Raw genomic sequence first — 19,325 nt, 5'->3', positions numbered from 1 at the left:
GCTTCTACGGTCGCAGTGCCGAAGCGGCTCGTGCCTTCTCGCGCAGACCAGGCCGGCTGCATGGACCTCGACGGAGGGCTGCCGACCAGCCCCGCCGGCTTCATGCTGCGCGCGGCCCGGCGCCGCAGGTCGCACTTCGCCGCGCTGTGGACCATCATCCTGATCGCCGCCTCGTGCGGCATCGCGGCGCAGTACGCGATGAAGCTCATCGTGGACACCATGACGCAGGGTCGCCACGACGCCGCCATCTGGCACGCGCTCGCATTGTTCATCGGCCTCATCGCGGCCGAGAGCGTGTTCTGGCGCCTGAGCGGCTGGCTCGGCTGCCTGACGGTGGTGGCCGTGGGCGTGGACGTCCGCCTGGACCTCTTCGACTACCTGAGCGGGCATTCCCCCCAGTACGTGGCGCGCCACAGCTCGGGCGCGCTCGGGGGGCGCATCACCGCGACTGCGGGGGCTGCAGGTGCGCTGGTGGCGACGCTCACCTGGAAGATCGCGCCGCCGTGCGTGGACTTCATCGGAGCGGCCGTGGTGCTGCTGACCGTGCAGCCCTGGATGGCGGCGGTGCTGAGCCTGTTCGTCGTGCTGGTCGCGGCGATCATCGTGGTCTTCGGCCGCCGCGGCCGCGGAATCCACCAGGCCTACGCGGCCGCAGCGTCACGGGTCAACGGCGAGCTGGTCGACGTGGTGAGCCAGCTCTGGACGCTGCAGGCCTTCTCGGCCCGGCGCCGCGAGTACGAGCGCGTGTCGGCGCTGATCGCAGACGAGGCGCAGGCACAGCGCCGCAGCTGGCTCTACCTGGAAAAAGCGCGGGTGCTGCACGACCTTTGCCTGTGGGTGATGGCCGGCACGATGATGGTGTGGTCGCTGCGGGGCTGGCAGACAGGGGCGAACACGGCGGGCGACGTGGTAGTGGTGAGTGCGCTGAGCTTTCGCATCCTCCACGGCTCGCGCGAGCTGGCACTCGCGCTCATCGAGGCGACGCAGCAACTGGGCGTGATCCGCGAGATGCTGCAGGTGGTGGCCGTGCCGCGGGTGCCCGACGAGCGCCCGGGCGCCCCGCCGTTCAAGCCGGGCCCAGGGGGCATCCGGCTGCGCAACGTGAGCTTCTCGTATCCCGACGGGACGCAGGTCTTCCGCCGCCTGGACCTCGATATTGCGCCGGGGCAGCGGGTGGGCATCGTCGGTCCTTCGGGCTCGGGCAAGACCACGCTACTGGGGCTGCTCCAGCGCCTGCAGGATGTGCAGAGCGGCGAAGTGCTCATCGACGGGCAGAACGTGGCCCAGGTGACGCTCGACAGCCTGCGCAGCGCGATCGCGGTGGTGCCGCAGGAGATCTCGCTGCTGCATCGGACGATCCGCGAGAACCTGGTCTACGCGCGCCCCGATGCGCCGGAGGACCGACTGCTGCAGGCGGCACGGGCCGCCTATTGCGAGGAATTCATCCGCGAGCTCCCGCACGGCTACGACACCGTCGTGGGAGAGCGTGGCGCAAGGCTATCGGGTGGCCAGCGGCAGCGCGTGGGCATCGCGCGCGCCATGCTGAAGAACGCCCCCATCCTGCTGCTCGACGAGGCCACCTCTGCACTCGACAGCGCCTCGGAGCGCAAGATCCAGCTTGCACTCGACCGGTTGATCCGGGGGCGCACGGTCATCGCCGTGGCGCACCGGCTGTCGACGGTCGCAACTTTCGACCGGGTGCTGGTGCTGGTCGACGGAGAGATCGTCGAGGACGGCACGCCGGACCGCCTGCGGCATGCCGGCGGGCTGTACCAGCGGCTGTGGGCCGCGCAGGCGCAGGGTCAGGAGACTGCCTGAACGCCCAGTGGCGGCGTGGCGATCGGCTCGGCGCCGCGCTTGCTCGCCAGCACGCGCTCCAGCTCGCCGCGCATGGCTGCGACGGTGCTGTCCCAGGAGGTGGCGGCGACCATCGCCGCGCGAGCGGCTTGTTGCGCCTCGCGCTCGGCAGGACTGGCGTTCAGCGCCTGTTCGCAAGCGGCGACAAAGGCAGGCAGGCTGTCGGCAATCGCGACCACGCCCTGGTATTGGCGCACGACGTCCTTCACCGGCGTGCTGACCACAGGACGGTCGGCAGCGAGGTATTCCAGCGTTTTCGTGGGACTGATGTAGCGCGTTGACGCGTTGAGCGCGAAGGGCAGCAGGCAGACGTCCCACTGCGCGACCAGGTCCGGCAGTTCCTCGTAGCTTCGCTGGCCGAGCCAGTGAAGGTTGGGGTGCCGGGGCAGCGTGGCCGGATCGATCTTGACCACCGGCCCGACCATCACGATCGACCAGTCCGGATGCGCCTCGGCCAGGCCGCCGACGAGCGCCACGTCGAGCCGCTCGTCGATCACGCCGAAGAAGCCGAGTGTTGGCGCGGCAGACCGCGACCGCTCGGCCGCCGGCTCCGGTTCGACCTGCCTGCGCGCGCGCGAGAAATGCGCCGCGTCGACGCTGCTGGGGAAGCAGTGGACGTCCGGATGCCGGCTCTTCTTGGCCTCGTACAGGCTGGCGCCGCCGGTGAAGACCAGGTCCGCCAGCTCGAACAGCCCGGCCTCGCGCTGCAGCAGCTGCGGCGGAGCATGCAGGAAGGCGGAGAGTTCGTCCATGCAGTCGTACACGACGCCCACGGGCGCCAGCCCGGCCGCCACCGGCAGGGCCATGGGCGTGTAGAACCAGAGCCAGTACTCCCAGAGGTTCCGGCGCGCCAGGTGCGCGGCCACCATCTGCCCGAGTGCGGGCAGGTGATCGTCGTGGAAGCCGCATGCCTCGCCGGGCAGGTGGGGCCGCAACACCTCGACGCCGGGCGCCGCGTCGATGCGTTCCAGGTTCGGCGAGGCCGCGCCCGGGACCGGCTCCTCGACGAACAGGATCTCGAAGTGCCGGGCGAGCCTGGACAGCAGATGCTGCGGCCGCTGGTAGACGAAATCCCAGCGCAGGTGCGAGAAGACGACGATGGCGCTCATGTGAGTTCTCCAGAGGAATGATGCGGTTGCGGGCTCGGTCTTGTTTCCGCGCCGCGCCCGTGTGGCGCCGCGGGAAGCAGCGACTGCCAGTGCCGCAGCCGGCGTGCGAGGGACAGGTGCAGTTGCCGGTGGGTCGGGCGCTGCCTCGGGTCGGGGATGTCCCAGAGCCCGCTGCGGTGCCAGTAGTGCAGGTCTTCCCAGTCGTGACGGTCGAGGATGGGGTACAGGCACACGCCTTCGACGCGCGTGCCTCGTTGCTCGCAGCGTTGCAGCGCGCTGCCGATGTCGTCCAGCCATGACGCGCGGCCCTCGCCCATATGGCCGGTCTCCGCGATGAAGATCGGCCTGCCGTAGCGCTGCGAGAGTTCCTCGAGCATGTCGGCGGCATCGCGCCGCCGCGGGTCGCCGAGGTGCCAGTGCAGCCGCTCCTCGGTGTGATGCTCCCACTGGTTGTCGTGGTAGTAGTTGACGCCGATCACGTCCAGGTACCGCGGCGCGCCGCCGAGCCCGGGCTCCATCGCGCCGCACAGCATGTCCCAGGCCTGGTATTGCGCGCTCGCGCGGGCCTGCGCCTGCGCATGCAACTCAGGCGGGGCGCCGGCCGGCGCGATGATGTGGATCATCGGGTCCGTGTGGACGATGCGCGCGTCCGGGAGCACCGACCAGATCGCGTCGCAGCCGCGCAGCGCGGCCTGCACCAGGCGGCACTTGAGCTCGTAGCCGAAGGCGCCCGAGCTGGCGCGGTACGGGTGGATCCAGTCGGTGGCACTCGCGGCCCAGCTCAGGTAGGAGATCTCGTTGATCGGCTGCAGCAGTGCGCGGCCCTGCGTGTACGGCGCAATGCAGCGTGCCACTTGCTCGCAGAAGTCCGCAAACCTTGCGGCAAAGTCGGGCGCGAAGAAGTCCACGCCGTCCGGCAGGCCGTAGTGGTGGAGGGTCCAGAGCACCTGCATGTCCATGCGGGCCGCAAGCTCCGCGTGCGCGGCCAGCCGCCCAAGGCCGGGAAGCTCCGGCGCGCTGACGCGCCAGCCCACGCTCTCGCGTACGGTGCGGATGCCGAATTCGCGCAACAGGCTGTAGTCCTCTGCGATCAGCTCCCAGTGCGCGCTCGCCTGGTTCGGAGAAAGAGCCTCGCCTTGGCTGTTGACGTGGTCCGCCCCTTCGAAGCCGGCCATCCAGAAGCTGCGGAAGAGGGGAGGGTCGGCCTGGGCGCGGTCGGGAAGATGCATGCAGGCGGAACGGCAAGGCGCATGCCCGGCCGAGTGCGGTGCTGGGCATACGGCTTGCCGATCGCGAAGGATCCCAACTACCCTGGTGTCGCGCATGTCCGTCCCCTCGCTGCCGGTCCATGAGCCCCATGCCCCCGGGCACGCGATTCACGATGAGCACCATGCCTTGCCGACCGGGTGGCGGCGCTGGCTGCTGGCCACGAACCACAAGGACATCGGCACCTTGTACCTGCTCTTCAGCCTGGCCATGCTGATGACGGGCGGCCTGCTGGCGATGCTGATCCGCGCCGAGCTCTTCCAGCCCGGCCTGCAGATCTTCAACCCGGAGGCCTACAACCAGTTCGTCACCATCCACGGCCTGGTCATGGTGTTCGGCGCGATCATGCCGGCCTTCGTGGGCTTCGCGAACTGGATGATTCCGCTGCAGGTCGGCGCATCGGACATGGCCTTCGCGCGCATGAACAACTTCAGCTTCTGGCTGCTGCCGCCCGCCGCCCTGATGCTGATCGCGCCGTTTTTCCTGGACATCGGGTCGGCCGCGCCGGGCTGGACGCTCTATCCGCCGCTGAGCCTGCAGATGGGCCCCGCCATGGACTTCGCGATCTTCGCGGTTCACATCATGGGTGCCAGCTCGATCATGGGCGCCATCAACATCATCGTGACCGTGCTGAACATGCGCGCCCCCGGCATGCGGCTGATGAAGATGCCGATGTTCTGCTGGACCTGGCTGATCACCGCCTACCTGCTGATCGCCGTGATGCCGGTGCTGGCCGGTGCGGTGACCATGCTGCTGACCGACCGTCATTTCGGGACGGGCTTCTTTACCGCGAGCCGTGGCGGCGATCCGGTGCTCTTCCAGCACATCTTCTGGTTCTTCGGCCACCCCGAGGTCTACATCATGATCCTGCCGGCCTTCGGCATCATCAGCCAGGTCGTGCCTGCCTTCTCACGCAAGCGCCTGTTCGGCTACGCGTCGATGGTGTATGCCACGGCGTCCATCGCCATCCTTTCCTTCATCGTCTGGGCGCACCACATGTTCACCGTCGGCATGCCGGTGACCGGCCAGCTCTTCTTCATGTACGCGACCATGCTGGTGGCGGTGCCGACGGCGGTGAAGGTGTTCAACTGGGTCGCGACCATGTGGCAGGGCTCGATGACCTTCGAGACGCCGATGCTGTTCGCGATCGGCTTCATCTTCGTCTTCTCGATGGGTGGCTTCACCGGGCTCATCCTGGCCGTCTCGCCGATCGACATCCAGCTGCACGACACGCACTACGTGGTGGCGCATTTCCACTACGTGCTGGTGGCAGGATCGCTGTTCGCGATGTTCTCCGGGTACTACTACTGGGTGCCCAAGTGGACGGGCGTGATGTACAGCGAGACACGCGGGCAGATCCACTTCTGGGCGACGTTGATCAGCTTCAACATCGGCTTCTTCCCGCTGCACTTCCTCGGCCTGGCAGGCATGCCCCGGCGCTATGCCGACTATCCGATGCAGTTCGCCGACTTCAACGCCGTGGCGAGCCTGGGGGCCTTTGGGTTCGGGCTCGCGCAAGCGTACTTCGTGCTCTTCATCGTGCTGCCTGCACTGCTCAAGCGCGGTGCCCCGGCACCCGCGAAGCCCTGGGAGGGCGCAGAGGGGCTCGAGTGGGAGGTGCCGTCGCCGGCGCCGTTCCACACCTTCGAGCAGCCGCCGCGGCTGGACAGCACGGCCACGCGCGTGCTCGGCTGATCGGCCGGAGCCCGAGATGGCCGGCAGTCCCGAAGCCCGGCGGCACTGCCCGGGCCCGGCCTCGCCGGCAACTCATCGCCGTCGCTCTATCAGCTCCAGCAACGCCTGCCCCTGCGGCGTGAGATGCCGTGCACAGGCGAACTGCGACTTGCAGGGCTTGGGTGGATAGAAGCTGGCCTCGACATAGCCGTGCTCCTGCAGGCGCTTCAGTTTGCGCAGCTCGGGCATGCGCCCGACGAACGAAGGCAGCCGCGTGGCGGAGAGCCGGGCGAGATACGTCAGGGTTGCGGATTTCATCGCCGTGTCATGGCGCACCGGTGCCCGCGGCTTCGGCCGCCATCGCCGATCCGGTCAGACTGGCGTCGCGAAGGACCATCTGCCGCACCATGTCACGCAGCACGTCCAGATGCTCAGCCTCCTGCGTTGCCGCCATCGTGCAGCGCCGGGCAATCTCGTCATGCCCGGCGGCACCCGCGAGTTCGATGAGCAGTTCCCATCCGGCGTTGTCCAGCAGCTCTGCGCTCAGCATGACGTTGAGCGACTGGACCAGCGATGTCCTGGGATCGTTCATGGCCTGGATCAGGCCCATGCCCTGCACGCCGACGAGATCGGCGCACGGCGTCTGCGCCGTTGGATCGGCGCCCAGGGTTTCCAGGGCGCTTACCAGGATCTGGGCGTGCTGCGCTTCCTCGTCACGGAAACGGCCGAGCGACTCGTGGTCGGTCGCCGAGAGCGCCACGGTGTCGGTGGCCGCTCTGCACTTGGCGAGAAGGGTGTCGTAGAGGCGGACGCCTGCGCGCTCGAAGGCGAGCCGCTCGCCCAGCTTGTCGACCAGCACCTGCGGCCTCGCGCCGCCGATCATGTCGGCGCCCGACTTCATCATGCCCTTGAACGTGCCGGGCACGGGTACCGAGCCGAGGCCCTCGGTGGCATCCGCGTATTCCGTGCGCACGCGGAGGTCCTCGCGGTCCGCATCGGCCTGGGGGCCGAACTGCTCCAGGCCTTCCAGCATCGCGCTGCTGTCCATGGGCGACATCTGGACGCCCGTCTTGTTCATGCCGAGGTGTGTCTTGGTTTCCATCTCGAAAACTCCGGTAGGTAGGGTGTGGGGTTCAGGCCGAGGCAGCAGCAGGAGACGCTCCGTCGCTGTCGTCCTGTTGGGAAGGCCAGGCGCGCAGCTCCGTGCCCGGCCGCCAGCGATAGCCTGCCGCGACGATGGTGGAGGGCGAGCCGGCGGCATTGATCTGCCGCCGGTAGTCGAGCGTGCGTTCGGGCTCCTGGTCGGCGCCGACGAAGCGCGGGCCATCGGCCCGCAGGTCCACTTCGCCAGCCAGCGTCTGGCGTACGAACTCGCGTTGCGAGGCGATCGGGATGGGGTCGGGCAGCGTGGACGGCAGGATCTCCGCGACGTCGCGTTTCTCCAGGCGCTGGAAATGATCGATCGCCACGTGCAGCTGCCCCAGCTCGTAGTCCAGGAAGCGCTCCCACAGCGCCTTGATCCGCGGGTTGCACTCCTGCGCCATGCAGCCGTGATAGTTGTAGACCTCCGTCGCCTCGTGCAGCACCCATTTCTCCAGCCAGCTCTCGGTGGGATCGATGATCGATTCGTACTGCGTGGTGTGCTGCTCCTCGATCGAGGCGATCTCGGCATACAGGAGCCGCGCCACCGGGTCGGAGAACAGCGGCCCGACGTTCATGTAGTAGTTGTGGGTCTGCTGCTCCGCCGCCAGGATCGTCAGCGCGTGCAGCTTCGACAGCGGCACGGCCGTTGTCCGGTCGTAGGGCGTGCGCAGGTCGTCCAGCGGATGCCGGTGCTCGTCCACCGTCGGGCGGCCCGGCAGGATGTCCGTGTAGCTCTGCAGGATGTTGTTGGCATCCTTGCCCTCCAGGCGGTCGAGCAGGGCCGAGTAGCGGTGCATATGATCGAAATCCTCGAGCAGCCCGAAGCGGTAGACCTGGGCCAGGTAGCCGTCGGGCTCGCGCATCGCCACGCCGGCCGTGATGTCGATGGCCACCTGCTCGTAGGCGATGGTGGTTTCCAGCGGGGAATGGTCGGCGCCGATCAGCCAGTTGACGGTCGTGGCCTGGTGCTGTTCGACCCTGCGCAGCTCGGCCAATACAGGCTGGAGCGGCCCGTTCATGCGCGCGCAGGCATGCGAGAAGCGCAGGGCTTCCATTTCCAATCCATTCATGAGGATGATCCGCACGCGCGTGTAGGCATCGTCGTCGAGCTTGCTGATCGGCTTCTGGACCATGTCGCGCCAGGTGAAGCGTTGGCGTTCCAGCGCGACGCCGCGGTTGTCCATGATGTTCAGGGGCATGGGTTTCTCCGGTGAGGGTGATGGGGCCGACGAAGGAATGCCGGCCTTCCTGGCGCGGCAATGCACGTGCCCAGGAGCGGTACGGTTGCAGAGCGTTGCGCCGCCGCTCAGCCGCCGGCCAGCGCTGCGGGTGCGGTCGAGCGGGCCAGCTGCTCGAAGAGGCTCAGGCTCTGGCCCACGACCTGGTCCATGTTGTAGTACTTGTAGGTTCCGAGCCGGCCCGTGAACGTGACCCCGCGCGTGCTTTCGGCCAGCGCCTCGTAGCGGCGGTAGAGCAAGGCGTTCTCGGGCGCGGGGATCGGGTAGTAGGCGTCGCCATCGTCGCTCGGGTACTCGCGCGTGATGCTCGTGCGAGCATGCTCCTGGCCGGTGAGGTGCTTGTACTCGGTGATGCGGGTGAAGGGCACCTGCAGCGAGGGGAAGTTCACCACGGCCACCTTTTGATGCCACGGCCGGTCGAGGGTCACGTGCTCGAAGCGCAGCGAGCGGTAGGGCAGCTTGCCGTAGCAATGACCGAAGTATTCGTCGATCGGCCCGGAATAGATGAGATGCCGGTGCTGGATGCGGTCCTTCAGCTGCGAGAAATCGGCGCACGGCAGGAAGTCGATTTGCTCGTGCGCGATCATGCGTTCGAACATGCGCGTGTAGCCGTGCAGCGGCATGCACTGGTAGCGGTCCTGGAAGTACCGGTCGTCGTCGTCGGTCCGCGTGGGGACCCGGGAGGTCACCGAGCGGTCGAGCAGGGACGCGTCGCGCCCCCACTGCTTGCGGGTGTAGCCCTCGAAGAACTTGCGGTAAAGCTCTTCGCCCACCTGGCTGATCACGACGTCGCGCGAACTCTTGATCTCGATCCCGGGCGATGCGCGCTCGGCAAGGAAGCGCTGCGCACCGGCGGTGTCGAGCCGGAGGCCGAAGAGGCCGTTGATCGTCGTGAGATTGATCGGGATGGGCAGCAGCTGGCCGTCGACGTGCGCGAGCACCCGGTGCTCGTAGGGGCGCCACTGCGTGAACTGCGAAAGGTAGTCCAGGATCTTGCGCGAGTTGGTGTGAAAGATGTGCGGCCCGTAGCGGTGCACCATCACGCCGTGCTCGTCCAGGTGATCGTAGGCGTTGCCGCCGATGTGGGGCCGCCTATCGATGATCAGGACACGCAGGCCGAGCTGGCTGGCCAGCCGCTCGGCGAGGACGGAACCCGCGAATCCACCGCCGACGATCAGGAAGTCGTAGGCACGCACGGTGGCGCGGGCAAGGGAAATCGGTTTGGAGGTCATGGCTGGTCTGTTGGTGAGTGACTCAGCCATAAGCGGCAATCGGCGTGCCCGGCGCCGGAAGATCGCACCGACTGCGCGGGCACGGCGGGCGTGGCTAACCGGCCTTCGATGCGGCCGGGCAGCCACCCGGCTCGCTGGCCCCGGGGGTCAACGTGAGAGGGTTGCCACGATCATCGACAGACCAAAGCTGGAGAAGGTCATGGAGAGGGCGACAAGCAGGATCTGGGTCTTGCGCGAGAGCTTGTGCCAGATCTCGACAGAGCGCGCGGCGGTTTGGTGTAACACGGATTGCAGGAAGGCAAGGATGCGGGCCCTCGCGGGCCGCAGGTGATGCAAGGGCTGAAGGCCGGAATGCAGGTTATCCAGCGAAGTTGCAGCGGCTGAGCTCATGACAGTCTCCGATCAGTGGGGCGCCGGAGAGCGATTCATCTCTTCCCTGCGCATGGATCGAAGTATTTGGATTTCAGGTTTTCGGCACATCGCCCGGAGGAGCCAGTTCGGCCTGGACGGAGGGCCAAGGCGAAGGACCATGACCAGGGGCCGAGGCTCAAGGCGGCAGTGATACCGCAGCGGCCGGCGTGAAACCTGTTACCAGCTGCATGGGCTCGGCCCCGATGTTGACCACCTGGCTGTCGATCCCCGCGGGCAGCACCAGGCTGCAGGGGGCGTGAAAGCGTTGGGCCGCACCGTCGACCACGAGCTTGCCGTGGCCGGTGAGCACCAGCGCGACGCGGGCACATTCGATCGGCTGGAGGTCGATGCGTGCGTCGATCTCGAGGACTTCCATCCAGAGCTCGAAGGGCGCAAAGCCCAGGCGCTGATGCGCCGCGGCAAAGCGCCGCCGCCCTTCTGCGTGGAGGCGAGGCAGAGTGGAGTGGTCGATGACATGCATGGTTTTGGACTTGTTGCTGGCGCGTGCCCCGTCATCCCGGGGCGCGTCCGGATACTCTTTGGGGTGCGGTGCCAGTGTTCCCCGTCCAGTCGCGGGTGCCTAGGCCAATCGAGAGCCAACGGCGAGCCAATGGGCCGGTTCCGGAGGGCCTTTCCTTGGCTCTATAGTCGGCCCTCGCGCCGGAGGAACGATGCAGCATGAGACTTCTGCTCAAGCCAAGATCCAGCTCGGCGCCCACGGATTGCGGGCTCGGCGGCAGGCCGGCCGCGAAGGACTACGCCTGCAGCGGCAGCAGCACCGTCCGCTGCGCCTCCACCGTCTCGCGCAGAAAGCCCCAGACCGCCTGCATCCGCGCCAGGTGCTTGCTCTCGGCGGGCATCGACATCCAGAAGGTGCGCGTGAAGTTCGCCTCGCCGGGCAGCACGGTCCGCAGCCGCGGATCTCGCTCGGCGAGGAAGGCGGGCAGCACCGCGATCCCCGTGCCGGCTGCCGCTGCCTGGTGCTGCGCCAGGATGCTGGTGCTGCGCAGCGCGAAGGCATCGGGGCGGTACAGCTCGTCGAGGTACTGCAGCTCCTTGCTGAAGAGCAGGTCGTCCACGTAGCTGATGAACGTGTGGCCGCGCAGGTCCTCGCGCGATGCGATGCGCGGATGGGCATCCAGGTAGTCGGCAGAGGCGTAGAGGCGCAGCACGTAGTCGGTCAGCTTGCTCACCATGACGGGGCCGCGCGCCGGGCGCTCCAGCGAGATCACGATGTCCGCCTCGCGACGCGACAGGTGCACCAGCCGCGGCATCGCCAGCAGATCGATCACCAGCCTGGGATGTTGCCGCGCGAATCGCGCAAGCTCCGGCGCGAGCACCACGGTGCCGAAGCCCTCGGTGGCCCCGATGCGTACCAGGCCGGACAAGCCCTCCTGCGCCGCAGGCGTCGCGCTCTCGATCGCGAGAAAGGCTCCTTCCATCGCCTCGACCTGCGGCTGCAGCCGCCGCCCGGCCTCGGTAAGCCGATGGCCGGCGGCCTCGCGAGCGAAGAGGGCGGTGCCGATCTCCTTTTCCAGCGCCTGGATGCGCCGCGCCACTGTCGTGTGATCGACCGCCAGCCGGCGCGCCGCGCTCACCAGCGTGCCGGTGCGTGCCAGCTCCAGGAAGAAGCGCAGGTTGTCCCAGTCCATGGGTTGCGATTATGCAGATCGGTGGTGCGTATTTGTCTATTGCTATGGCAAAAGTGCAAAGCTAGCATCGGTCGTTGAAGCCCAACCCAGGAGACAACCCATGGATGCCACCACCACGCCCGCGACCCAGGTCGCCACCGTCAAGCTGCTCATCGGCGGCAAGTTCGTCGAGTCGAAGACCAGCGAATGGCGCGACATCGTCAACCCCGCCACGCAGGAGGTGCTGGCGCGCGTGCCCTTCGCCACGCAGGCCGAGGTCGACGCCGCCGTGGCCTCGGCCCAGGACGCCTTCAAGACCTGGCGCAAGACCGCGATCGGCGCCCGCGCGCGCATCTTCCTCAAGTACCAGCAGCTGATCCGCGAGCACATGGGCGAGCTGGCTGCCATCCTCACGGCCGAGCAGGGCAAGACCCTGCCCGATGCCGAGGGCGACGTGTTCCGCGGCCTGGAGGTGGTCGAGCATGCCGCGGGCATCGGCAACCTGCAGTTGGGCGAGATGGCCAACAACGTCGCAGGCGGGGTCGACACCTACACGCTGCTGCAGCCGCTGGGCGTGTGCGCGGGCATCACGCCCTTCAACTTCCCGGCCATGATCCCGCTGTGGATGTTCCCGATGGCCATCGTCACCGGCAACACCTTCGTGCTCAAGCCCTCGGAGCAGGACCCGATGGTGACTATGCGCCTCGCCGAGCTGGCGCTGGAAGCCGGCATCCCGCCGGGCGTGCTCAACGTCGTGCATGGCGGAGAGGCGGTGGTCAACGCCATCTGCGACCACAAGGACATCAAGGCGATCTCCTTCGTCGGCTCCACCAAGGTCGGCACCCACGTCTACCACCGTGCCACGCTCGCCGGCAAGCGCGTGCAATGCATGATGGGCGCGAAGAACCACGCGATCGTCATGCCCGATGCGCACAAGGACCAGTCGCTCAACGCGCTCATCGGCGCGAGCTTCGGTGCGGCGGGGCAGCGCTGCATGGCGGTGTCGGTCGCGGTGCTGGTGGGGGATGCGCGCAAGTGGATTCCCGAGCTGGTCGAGAAGGCAAAGACGCTCAAGATCGGCGCCGGCACGGAGAAGGGCGTGGACGTCGGCCCGCTGGTTTCGTGCGCGGCCTACGAGCGCGTCACAGGCCTGATCGAGCGCGGCGTCGCCGAGGGTGCAACGCTCGAACTCGACGGCCGCAAGCCCACGGTGCCCGGCTACGAGAAAGGCAATTTCGTCGGCCCGACCATCTTCTCCGGCGTGAAGCCGGGTATGACGATCTACGACCAGGAGATCTTCGGCCCGGTGCTGTGCGTGGCGGGCGCCGAGAGCATCGACGAGGCGATCGAAATGATCAACGCCAACCCGAACGGCAACGGCACCGCGATCTTCACGCAGTCGGGTGCAGCGGCGCGGCGCTTCCAGGAAGACATCGACGTCGGGCAGGTAGGCATCAACGTGCCGATCCCGGTGCCGGTGCCGATGTTCTCCTTCACCGGCTCGCGCGCGTCGAAGCTCGGCGACCTCGGGCCCTACGGCAAGCAGGTGGTGCTGTTCTACACGCAGACCAAGACGGTCACGGCGCGCTGGTTCGACGATGCCACGGCGCACGGCCTCAACACGACCATCAGCCTGAAGTAACCTCAGGCGCATGGACTTCGAACTTTCCGAGGAGCAGCGCGCCTTCGCCCACACGGCGCGCGAGTTCGCTCTCGCGGAATTCGCGCCGCATGCCGCGCAGTGGGATGCGGAAGCCATCTTCCCGAAAGAGGCCATCGCCAAGGCCGGCGAGCTGGGCTTCTGCGGCCTGTACGCGCCGGAGCGCATCGAAGGCCTGGCGCTGCCGCGCCTCGATGCCACGCTGGTGTTCGAGGAAATGGCCGCAGTCGATCCGTCGACCACCGCCTTCATCACCATCCACAACATGGCCACATGGATGCTCGGCACCTGGGGCACGCCGGCCGTGTGCGAGCGCTGGGGCGCCGACCTGACCAGCGGCCGCAAGCTGGCCTCCTACTGCCTGACCGAGCCCGGCGCCGGCTCGGATGCCGGTGCGCTCAAGACGCGCGCCGAGCTGCGGGACGGCGAATACGTGATCAACGGCGGCAAGGCCTTCATCTCGGGCGCGGGCGCCACCGACGTACTGGTGCTGATGGCCCGCACCGGCGGCGGCGGCGCGGGCGGTATCTCGGCACTGGCGGTGCCGGCCGATGCGCCCGGCATCAGCTACGGCAAGAAGGAACACAAGATGGGCTGGAACAGCCAGCCCACCCGCACCATCAGCTTCGACAACGTGCGCGTCCCGGCGGAAAACCTCCTGGGCGGCGAGGGCGAGGGCTTCCGCATCGCGATGAAGGGCCTGGACGGCGGCCGAATCAACATCGCGACCTGCTCGGTCGGCGCGGCGCAGGGTGCGCTCGATGCCGCGCGGCGCTACCTGCACGAGCGCCAGCAGTTCGGCAAGCCGCTGGCCAGCTTCCAGGCCCTGCAGTTCAAGCTGGCCGACATGGCGACCGAGCTGGTGGCCGCGCGCCAGATGGTGCGGCTGGCGGCGAGCAAGCTCGACGCGGGCCACGTCGATGCCAGCACCTATTGCGCCATGGCCAAGCGCTTCGCCACCGATGCCGGCTTCAATGTCTGCAACGAGGCGCTGCAACTGCACGGCGGCTATGGCTACCTGAGCGAATTCCCGCTGGAGCGCCTGGTGCGCGATGCGCGCGTGCACCAGATCCTCGAAGGCACCAACGAAATCATGCGCGTGATCGTCTCGCGCAAGCTGCTGGAAGGGGATAGCGATATCCGCTGAACCCGGCATCCGAAATCGGACATCCGCCCTTTGCAAAACCCATGACAGACCCAGTCGTTCTCTTCGATGAAATCAAGAGCGCCGCCGGCAAGCGCTTCGGCGTCGCCACCCTCAACGCACCGGCCTCCCTCAACTCGCTGTCGGTCGCGATGGTGCGCCTGCTCACGCCGAAGCTGCGTGAATGGGCGCAAGACCCGTCCGTAGCCGGCGTGCTGCTGCAGGCGGCGGGCGACAAAGCCTTCTGCGCCGGCGGCGACCTGCGGCAGCTCTACCAGACGCTGCTGGAGTGCGGCCCGGCACGCAACACGTATGCGGAGGACTTCTTCCGCGAGGAATACGTGCTCGACCACCTGATCCACACCTTCCCCAAGCCCCTGCTGTGCTGGGGCCATGGCATCGTGATGGGCGGCGGGGTGGGCCTGATGGCCGGCGCCTCGCACCGGGTGGTCACACCGCAGAGCCGCGTCGCCATGCCCGAGATCAACATCGGCCTGTACCCCGACGTGGGCGGCAGCTGGTTCCTGCGGCGCATGCCGGGGCGGGTGGGCCTGTTCCTGGCCTTGACTGCGGCGCCGCTCAATGCGGCCGATGCAATCTTCTGCGGCCTGGCGGACCTCGTCGTGCCGCAGGAGCGCAAGGCGTCATTGATGGAAGCCATCGCGGCGGCGAGCTGGCGCGTCGAGCCGGCGGCCGACCGGGCCACGCTCTCGCGCCTGCTCGCGCAGGCAGGCGAGGGCGCGGAACGGCAGCCGTCGAAAGTGCGCGAGCATTTCGACACCATCAATGAACTGATGGCGGGTGACGACCTGCTGGACATCGCGAAGCGCCTGCGCGCGCTGAAGTCCGAAGATCCGTGGCTGCAGAACGCGGCCCAGACTTTCACGAAGGGCTCGCCCAGCTCGGCCGCCGTGTCCTTCGCGCTGTGGCAGCGGGTGACCCGCATGTCGCTGGCCGAGGTGTTCCGCCTCGAGTATTGGGCTTCGCTGGGCTTCTGTGCGCACAAGGACTTCGCCGAGGGAATCCGTGCGCTCCTGATCGAGAAGGACCGCAACCCGAAGTGGAATCCGGCCACGCTCGAGGAAATCACGCCGGAATTCGTCGAGGACCATTTGAAGCCGCGCGGCGAGATGCCAGCGGAGCTCGCAGCCCTCAGCTAGAACAGGCCCGCCCTCTGCGTCCGGTACCCGCATTCACAGGAGACAACAAATGAAGATCGCATTCATCGGCCTGGGCAACATGGGTGCCCCGATGGCCCACAACCTGCACAAGGCCGGCCACGAGCTGAGCGCCTTCGACCTCTCGGCCGAGGCCTGCAGGAAGCTCGGCGCGGAGGGCGTGTCCATCGCGCCGTCCGCGGCCGACACGCTGGCCGGCGCCGAAGTGGTGATCAGCATGCTGCCCGCGAGCCAGCACGTGGAGTCGCTCTATTTCGGCAGCGAGGGCCAGCCGGGGCTGCTGGAGCGGATCGCGCCCGGCACGCTGGTGATCGACAGCAGCACCATCGCCGCAGCCACCTCGCGCAAGCTGGCGCAGGCCGGGGCGAAGCGGGGCGTCGCGGTGCTCGATGCGCCGGTCTCGGGCGGCACCGGCGGCGCGATCGCAGGGACGTTGACCTTCATGGTGGGCGGCGCGGCGGCCGACCTCGAGCGCGCGCGTCCGGTGCTGGAGAAGATGGGCGCCAACATCTTCCATGCCGGCGAGGCCGGGGCGGGCCAGACGGCGAAGATCTGCAACAACATGCTGCTCGGCATCCTGATGATCGGCACGTCGGAAGCCATCGCGCTGGGCGTCGCCAACGGGCTGGACCCAAAGGTGCTCTCGGAGATCATGCGCCGCAGCTCGGGCGGCAACTGGGCACTCGAAAAATACAACCCGTTGCCGGGCGTGATGGAGAACGCGCCGGCGTCCAAGGGCTACGCGGGCGGCTTCGGCACCGACCTGATGCTCAAGGACCTCGGGCTGGCGCAGGAAAACGCAACCGCCGTGCGTGCGGCCACGCCCCTGGGCGGGCTCGCGCGCAACCTGTACGCGGCCCACAGCCTGGCGGGGCACGGGGCGCTGGATTTCTCCAGCGTGATCAAGCTGGTGCAGAAGGCCGGCTGAGTTCCCAGCGGTCGCGGCGCCGCACGGCGGTGCCTGCAGCGGCCAGGCTGGTCGCCGTCCGAGGACAGAGGCGCAGGGCGAGCCGCAGCCGAGATGCGCCAGCGCAACGCGCATGGGCGCCAACAATTGCACGCACGCCGGCTGTTACCTGCGCGCCTCGTCCTTCACGCGGCTTCGCGCGCGTGCGATTGCCTACGATCCGGCGTCACGACCGCGTCCTTCCCCATGAAGCATTTCCACCGACTCCTCCGCTCCAAGCCCGGCCTGAGCCTCGCACTCCTCCTTGCCTTTGCCGCCCTCGCCGGCGCGGCCGTGTTCTTTCTTCTTCCGGCTGTGCCGGCCGTCCACCAGTTGAACGGGCCCGCCCAGGAGATGCGCAGTACCCCGGAGGCCTGGACGGCCATCGAGAAGGACGGTTCCGACCTGTTGCGTGACCTGCGCGCCGGCCGTATCAGCGCGGTGGGCCTGGCGCCGAATGCGCTCCTCGTCTCCACCACCGGCGGCGAACGCTACTTCGTCGTCGACGGCCGTGGCTCCTTTGCCGCGCTGGCCATCTCGCAGGCCCAGCAAGCCGACGCCCACCCGTTCCAGTTGGTCGTGCTGCCGGACAGCAGCGTCGGTGCGCCTGCCGCGGACAGCCGTGCGCTCACGACGGCACGCGACCTGGCCGCCATCTTCCTGCCGCTCTTGCTGGTCGCGCTCGTGGTCTACACCATGCGCGACTCGATCGGCGGCGCCGCGAAGCTGGTCGAGAAGCCCGCGGACGTGGGCTTCGACGATGTGATCGGCGCCGGCGAGGCCAAGCATGCGCTGCAGGACATCGTCGACTACCTGAAGGACCCGGCCCGCTATCGCGACATCGGGGCACGCTCGCCGTGCGGCGTCCTCATGCTCGGCGGTCCCGGCGTCGGCAAGACCCTGCTGGCGAAGGCGCTGGCGGGCGAGTGCGGCGCAAACTTCATCGCCACCAACGGCAGCGAGTTCACGTCGAAGTTCTATGGCGTGGGCGTGCAGAAGGTCAAGAAGCTCTTCGAAACCGCGCGCAAGAACGCGCCGTGCATCCTGTTCATCGACGAGCTCGACGGCATTTCCAAGCGCACCTCGTCGGGCGCCGGGCCCGCCGAATCGGAAAGCAACCGCATCATCAACCAGCTGCTGGTCGAGATGGACGGCTTCGAGGCCAACGAGGGCGTGATCGTGGTCGGCGCCACCAACCTGGAGGAGCATCTCGACGAGGCGCTGCTGCGCGAAGGCCGCTTCGACCGCCGCGTCCAGGTCAAGCTGCCGGACGTGCGCGACCGCTGCGCGATCTTCAGGCTGTACACCGGCAAGCTGCGCACCGAAGGCGCGATCGACCACGAGCAGCTCGCCCGCCTGACCACCGGCCTGTCGCCGGCCACCATCGCGCACATCGTCAATCATTCGGCGCTGGTGGCTGCGCGCGCGGGCAGCCGGGCCGTCGCGATGGGCCACCTGATGGAAGCCATCGAGACCACGCGCATCGGCGAGCTCAACGGCGCACAGCGCGCGCTCGGCGAGCGCGAGCGCCGCTACATCGCCGTGCACGAGGCGGGGCATGCGCTGGTCTCGGCGGTGCTGGGCTACGGCAAGGTCGAAAAGGTCACCATCCTGCCGCGCGGCGGCGCGCTGGGGGTCACGCTCGTAACGCAGGAGGAGGACCAGACGCTGGTGCTCAAGAGCGACATGGAGAAGCACATCCAGATGCTGCTCGGCGGGCGCAACGCCGAGCTGGCCATCTTCGACGAGGCGTCGAGCGGGGCCAGCCAGGATCTTCAGCAGGCCTCCAGGCTGGCGCTCGACATGGTGGGGCGCTACGGCTTCGGCCAGGACGGCACGCTCTTCAGCATCGGCGCGCTCCCGGCGCAGCATGCCTCCCGCCAGATTGCGGCGGCCGTGCGCCAGGCCAACCAGCTGCTGGAGGCGTTGAACCTCCAGTGCCAGCATGTCCTGCGCGCTCACCGCCGGGCCCTGGACGCGTTGACCGAGGAACTGCTCGCGCACGAGACGGTGACCGGCGAGCGCGTGCTGGAGCTCGTCGGCGCGCGCGCGTCGGTGGCGCTCGTGGCCTGAGGCCTTGGGCAACCGTCAAAAAACCTCGGGAGAGACATCGCCTGTCAGCCTGGGGCAAAGGAGTGCGTGCTATTCTTTTTGGGATCTGGACAACTGTCCCAACAATCCTCGGCCATGGCTCCACAACGGGAAAAGCAGGCGGATCGTGTGCCGCGCACGCGCGTGGACAAGTTCGCCGAGCGGCGCGCCGAGCTCGGCGAGGCCGCGTTGCAGACGCTGGCCACCCTGGGCTATGCCCGCACCAGCCTGCGCGAGATCGCGCAGAACTCGGAGTTCTCGCATGGCGTGCTGCATTACTACTTCAGCGACAAGGTCGACCTGATCGTCTGCAGCGTGCGCCAATACAAGGCGCGCTGCGTCACCCGCTACGACCGCGTGACGGCAGATGCGGCCAGCTACGAAGAGATGATGGAAGGCTTCCTGCGGGCGCTGGGCGATACGCTTCGCAATGAAGCCCACATGCATCGGCTGTGGTACGACCTGCGGGCGCAGGCGCTGTTCATGGAGGCCTTCCGCGCCGACGTGGCTGCCATCGACCACAGCCTGGAGAACATGGTCGTGCGCGTCATGCGGCGCTTCTCGGAGCTGGCGGAGGCGCCGCTGGCGCTGTCTCCCTCGGTGCTCTACGCCTTGTTCGACGGGCTGTTCCAGCATTACCTGCTGCGCCACCTGTCGGGCGACGTGCACGCGGTCGAGTCGTTGCGTGCGGATGCGCGCAGCGCGATCGATGCGCTGTTCGGCGTGGCCGTGCAGGCCGACTAGA

Annotated in this window: 17 protein-coding genes; 8 read left to right on the top strand and 9 right to left on the bottom strand. The window is 68.0% G+C overall.

Features of this window, described 5'->3' with window-relative positions; all coding sequences use genetic code 11:
• The first annotated feature begins 30 nt into the window (after positions 1 to 30).
• Positions 31 to 1,818, top strand: a complete 1,788-nt coding sequence (locus tag ACMGEZ_RS06745; protein WP_436821487.1) for an ABC transporter ATP-binding protein — start codon at positions 31 to 33, stop codon at positions 1,816 to 1,818.
• Here the strand turns inward: ACMGEZ_RS06745 and ACMGEZ_RS06740 are convergent.
• Positions 1,803 to 2,966, bottom strand: a complete 1,164-nt coding sequence (locus ACMGEZ_RS06740; protein WP_436821486.1) for a glycosyltransferase — start codon at positions 2,964 to 2,966, stop codon at positions 1,803 to 1,805. The two genes, ACMGEZ_RS06745 and ACMGEZ_RS06740, sit on opposite strands and share 16 nt — an antisense overlap.
• A complete protein-coding gene (locus ACMGEZ_RS06735) occupies positions 2,963 to 4,195 on the bottom strand; it encodes a hypothetical protein (RefSeq protein WP_436821485.1) in 1,233 nt (410 codons plus the stop codon). The genes ACMGEZ_RS06740 and ACMGEZ_RS06735 overlap by 4 nt, the downstream gene beginning before the upstream one ends.
• A gap of 94 nt (positions 4,196 to 4,289) precedes the next feature.
• Between ACMGEZ_RS06735 and ctaD the strand changes: the two genes are divergently transcribed.
• Complete coding sequence (ctaD, locus tag ACMGEZ_RS06730) at positions 4,290 to 5,927, top strand: cytochrome c oxidase subunit I (protein ID WP_436821484.1); 1,638 nt, start codon at positions 4,290 to 4,292, stop codon at positions 5,925 to 5,927.
• A gap of 72 nt (positions 5,928 to 5,999) precedes the next feature.
• On the opposite strand, the gene ACMGEZ_RS06725 is transcribed toward ctaD, so the two are convergent.
• From ACMGEZ_RS06725 to ACMGEZ_RS06695, 7 genes are all read right to left on the bottom strand, one after another.
• Positions 6,000 to 6,224, bottom strand: a complete 225-nt coding sequence (locus ACMGEZ_RS06725; RefSeq protein ID WP_436821483.1) for a hypothetical protein — start codon at positions 6,222 to 6,224, stop codon at positions 6,000 to 6,002.
• 7 nt (positions 6,225 to 6,231) lie between these two features.
• Entirely contained in the window at positions 6,232 to 6,984 is a 753-nt protein-coding gene (locus ACMGEZ_RS06720) for a ferritin-like domain-containing protein (RefSeq protein ID WP_436821482.1), read from the bottom strand.
• Positions 6,985 to 7,039: 55 nt separating this feature from the next.
• Positions 7,040 to 8,248: a hypothetical protein gene (locus tag ACMGEZ_RS06715; protein ID WP_436821481.1), complete on the bottom strand. Its 1,209-nt coding sequence runs from the start codon at positions 8,246 to 8,248 to the stop codon at positions 7,040 to 7,042.
• Positions 8,249 to 8,355: 107 nt separating this feature from the next.
• Positions 8,356 to 9,519, bottom strand: coding sequence for a UDP-galactopyranose mutase (gene glf / locus ACMGEZ_RS06710; protein WP_436821480.1), 1,164 nt, complete (start codon positions 9,517 to 9,519; stop codon positions 8,356 to 8,358).
• A 147-nt stretch (positions 9,520 to 9,666) separates the two neighbouring features.
• Complete coding sequence (locus ACMGEZ_RS06705) at positions 9,667 to 9,909, bottom strand: hypothetical protein (RefSeq protein ID WP_436821479.1); 243 nt, start codon at positions 9,907 to 9,909, stop codon at positions 9,667 to 9,669.
• 157 nt (positions 9,910 to 10,066) lie between these two features.
• On the bottom strand, positions 10,067 to 10,411 hold the full coding sequence (locus tag ACMGEZ_RS06700) for a hypothetical protein (RefSeq protein ID WP_436821478.1): 345 nt from the start codon (positions 10,409 to 10,411) through the stop codon (positions 10,067 to 10,069).
• A gap of 274 nt (positions 10,412 to 10,685) precedes the next feature.
• Positions 10,686 to 11,582 (bottom strand): LysR family transcriptional regulator, encoded by an 897-nt coding sequence (locus ACMGEZ_RS06695; protein WP_436821477.1) that lies wholly within the window; start codon positions 11,580 to 11,582, stop codon positions 10,686 to 10,688.
• Positions 11,583 to 11,682: 100 nt separating this feature from the next.
• Between ACMGEZ_RS06695 and ACMGEZ_RS06690 the strand changes: the two genes are divergently transcribed.
• The 6 genes from ACMGEZ_RS06690 to ACMGEZ_RS06665 all read left to right on the top strand — a co-directional run bounded on the left by ACMGEZ_RS06690 (position 11,683) and on the right by ACMGEZ_RS06665 (position 19,324).
• Positions 11,683 to 13,203 (top strand): CoA-acylating methylmalonate-semialdehyde dehydrogenase, encoded by a 1,521-nt coding sequence (locus ACMGEZ_RS06690; protein WP_436821476.1) that lies wholly within the window; start codon positions 11,683 to 11,685, stop codon positions 13,201 to 13,203.
• 10 nt (positions 13,204 to 13,213) lie between these two features.
• Entirely contained in the window at positions 13,214 to 14,368 is a 1,155-nt protein-coding gene (locus ACMGEZ_RS06685; RefSeq protein WP_436821475.1) for an acyl-CoA dehydrogenase family protein, read from the top strand.
• A 41-nt stretch (positions 14,369 to 14,409) separates the two neighbouring features.
• Entirely contained in the window at positions 14,410 to 15,525 is a 1,116-nt protein-coding gene (locus ACMGEZ_RS06680; protein ID WP_436821474.1) for an enoyl-CoA hydratase/isomerase family protein, read from the top strand.
• Between the two features lie 49 nt (positions 15,526 to 15,574).
• On the top strand, positions 15,575 to 16,471 hold the full coding sequence (gene mmsB, locus ACMGEZ_RS06675) for a 3-hydroxyisobutyrate dehydrogenase (protein WP_436821473.1): 897 nt from the start codon (positions 15,575 to 15,577) through the stop codon (positions 16,469 to 16,471).
• Positions 16,472 to 16,696: 225 nt separating this feature from the next.
• Positions 16,697 to 18,562: an AAA family ATPase gene (locus tag ACMGEZ_RS06670; RefSeq protein WP_436821472.1), complete on the top strand. Its 1,866-nt coding sequence runs from the start codon at positions 16,697 to 16,699 to the stop codon at positions 18,560 to 18,562.
• Between the two features lie 114 nt (positions 18,563 to 18,676).
• Complete coding sequence (locus ACMGEZ_RS06665) at positions 18,677 to 19,324, top strand: TetR/AcrR family transcriptional regulator (protein WP_436821471.1); 648 nt, start codon at positions 18,677 to 18,679, stop codon at positions 19,322 to 19,324.
• Position 19,325 lies beyond the last annotated feature (1 nt).

Source organism: Variovorax stachyos (genome assembly GCF_051400855.1).
In the GTDB taxonomy this organism is placed as follows: Bacteria; Pseudomonadota; Gammaproteobacteria; order Burkholderiales; family Burkholderiaceae_C; genus Variovorax.
Note: the sequence above shows the minus strand (reverse complement) of the source record. Positions and strands in the feature narration are given on the sequence as shown.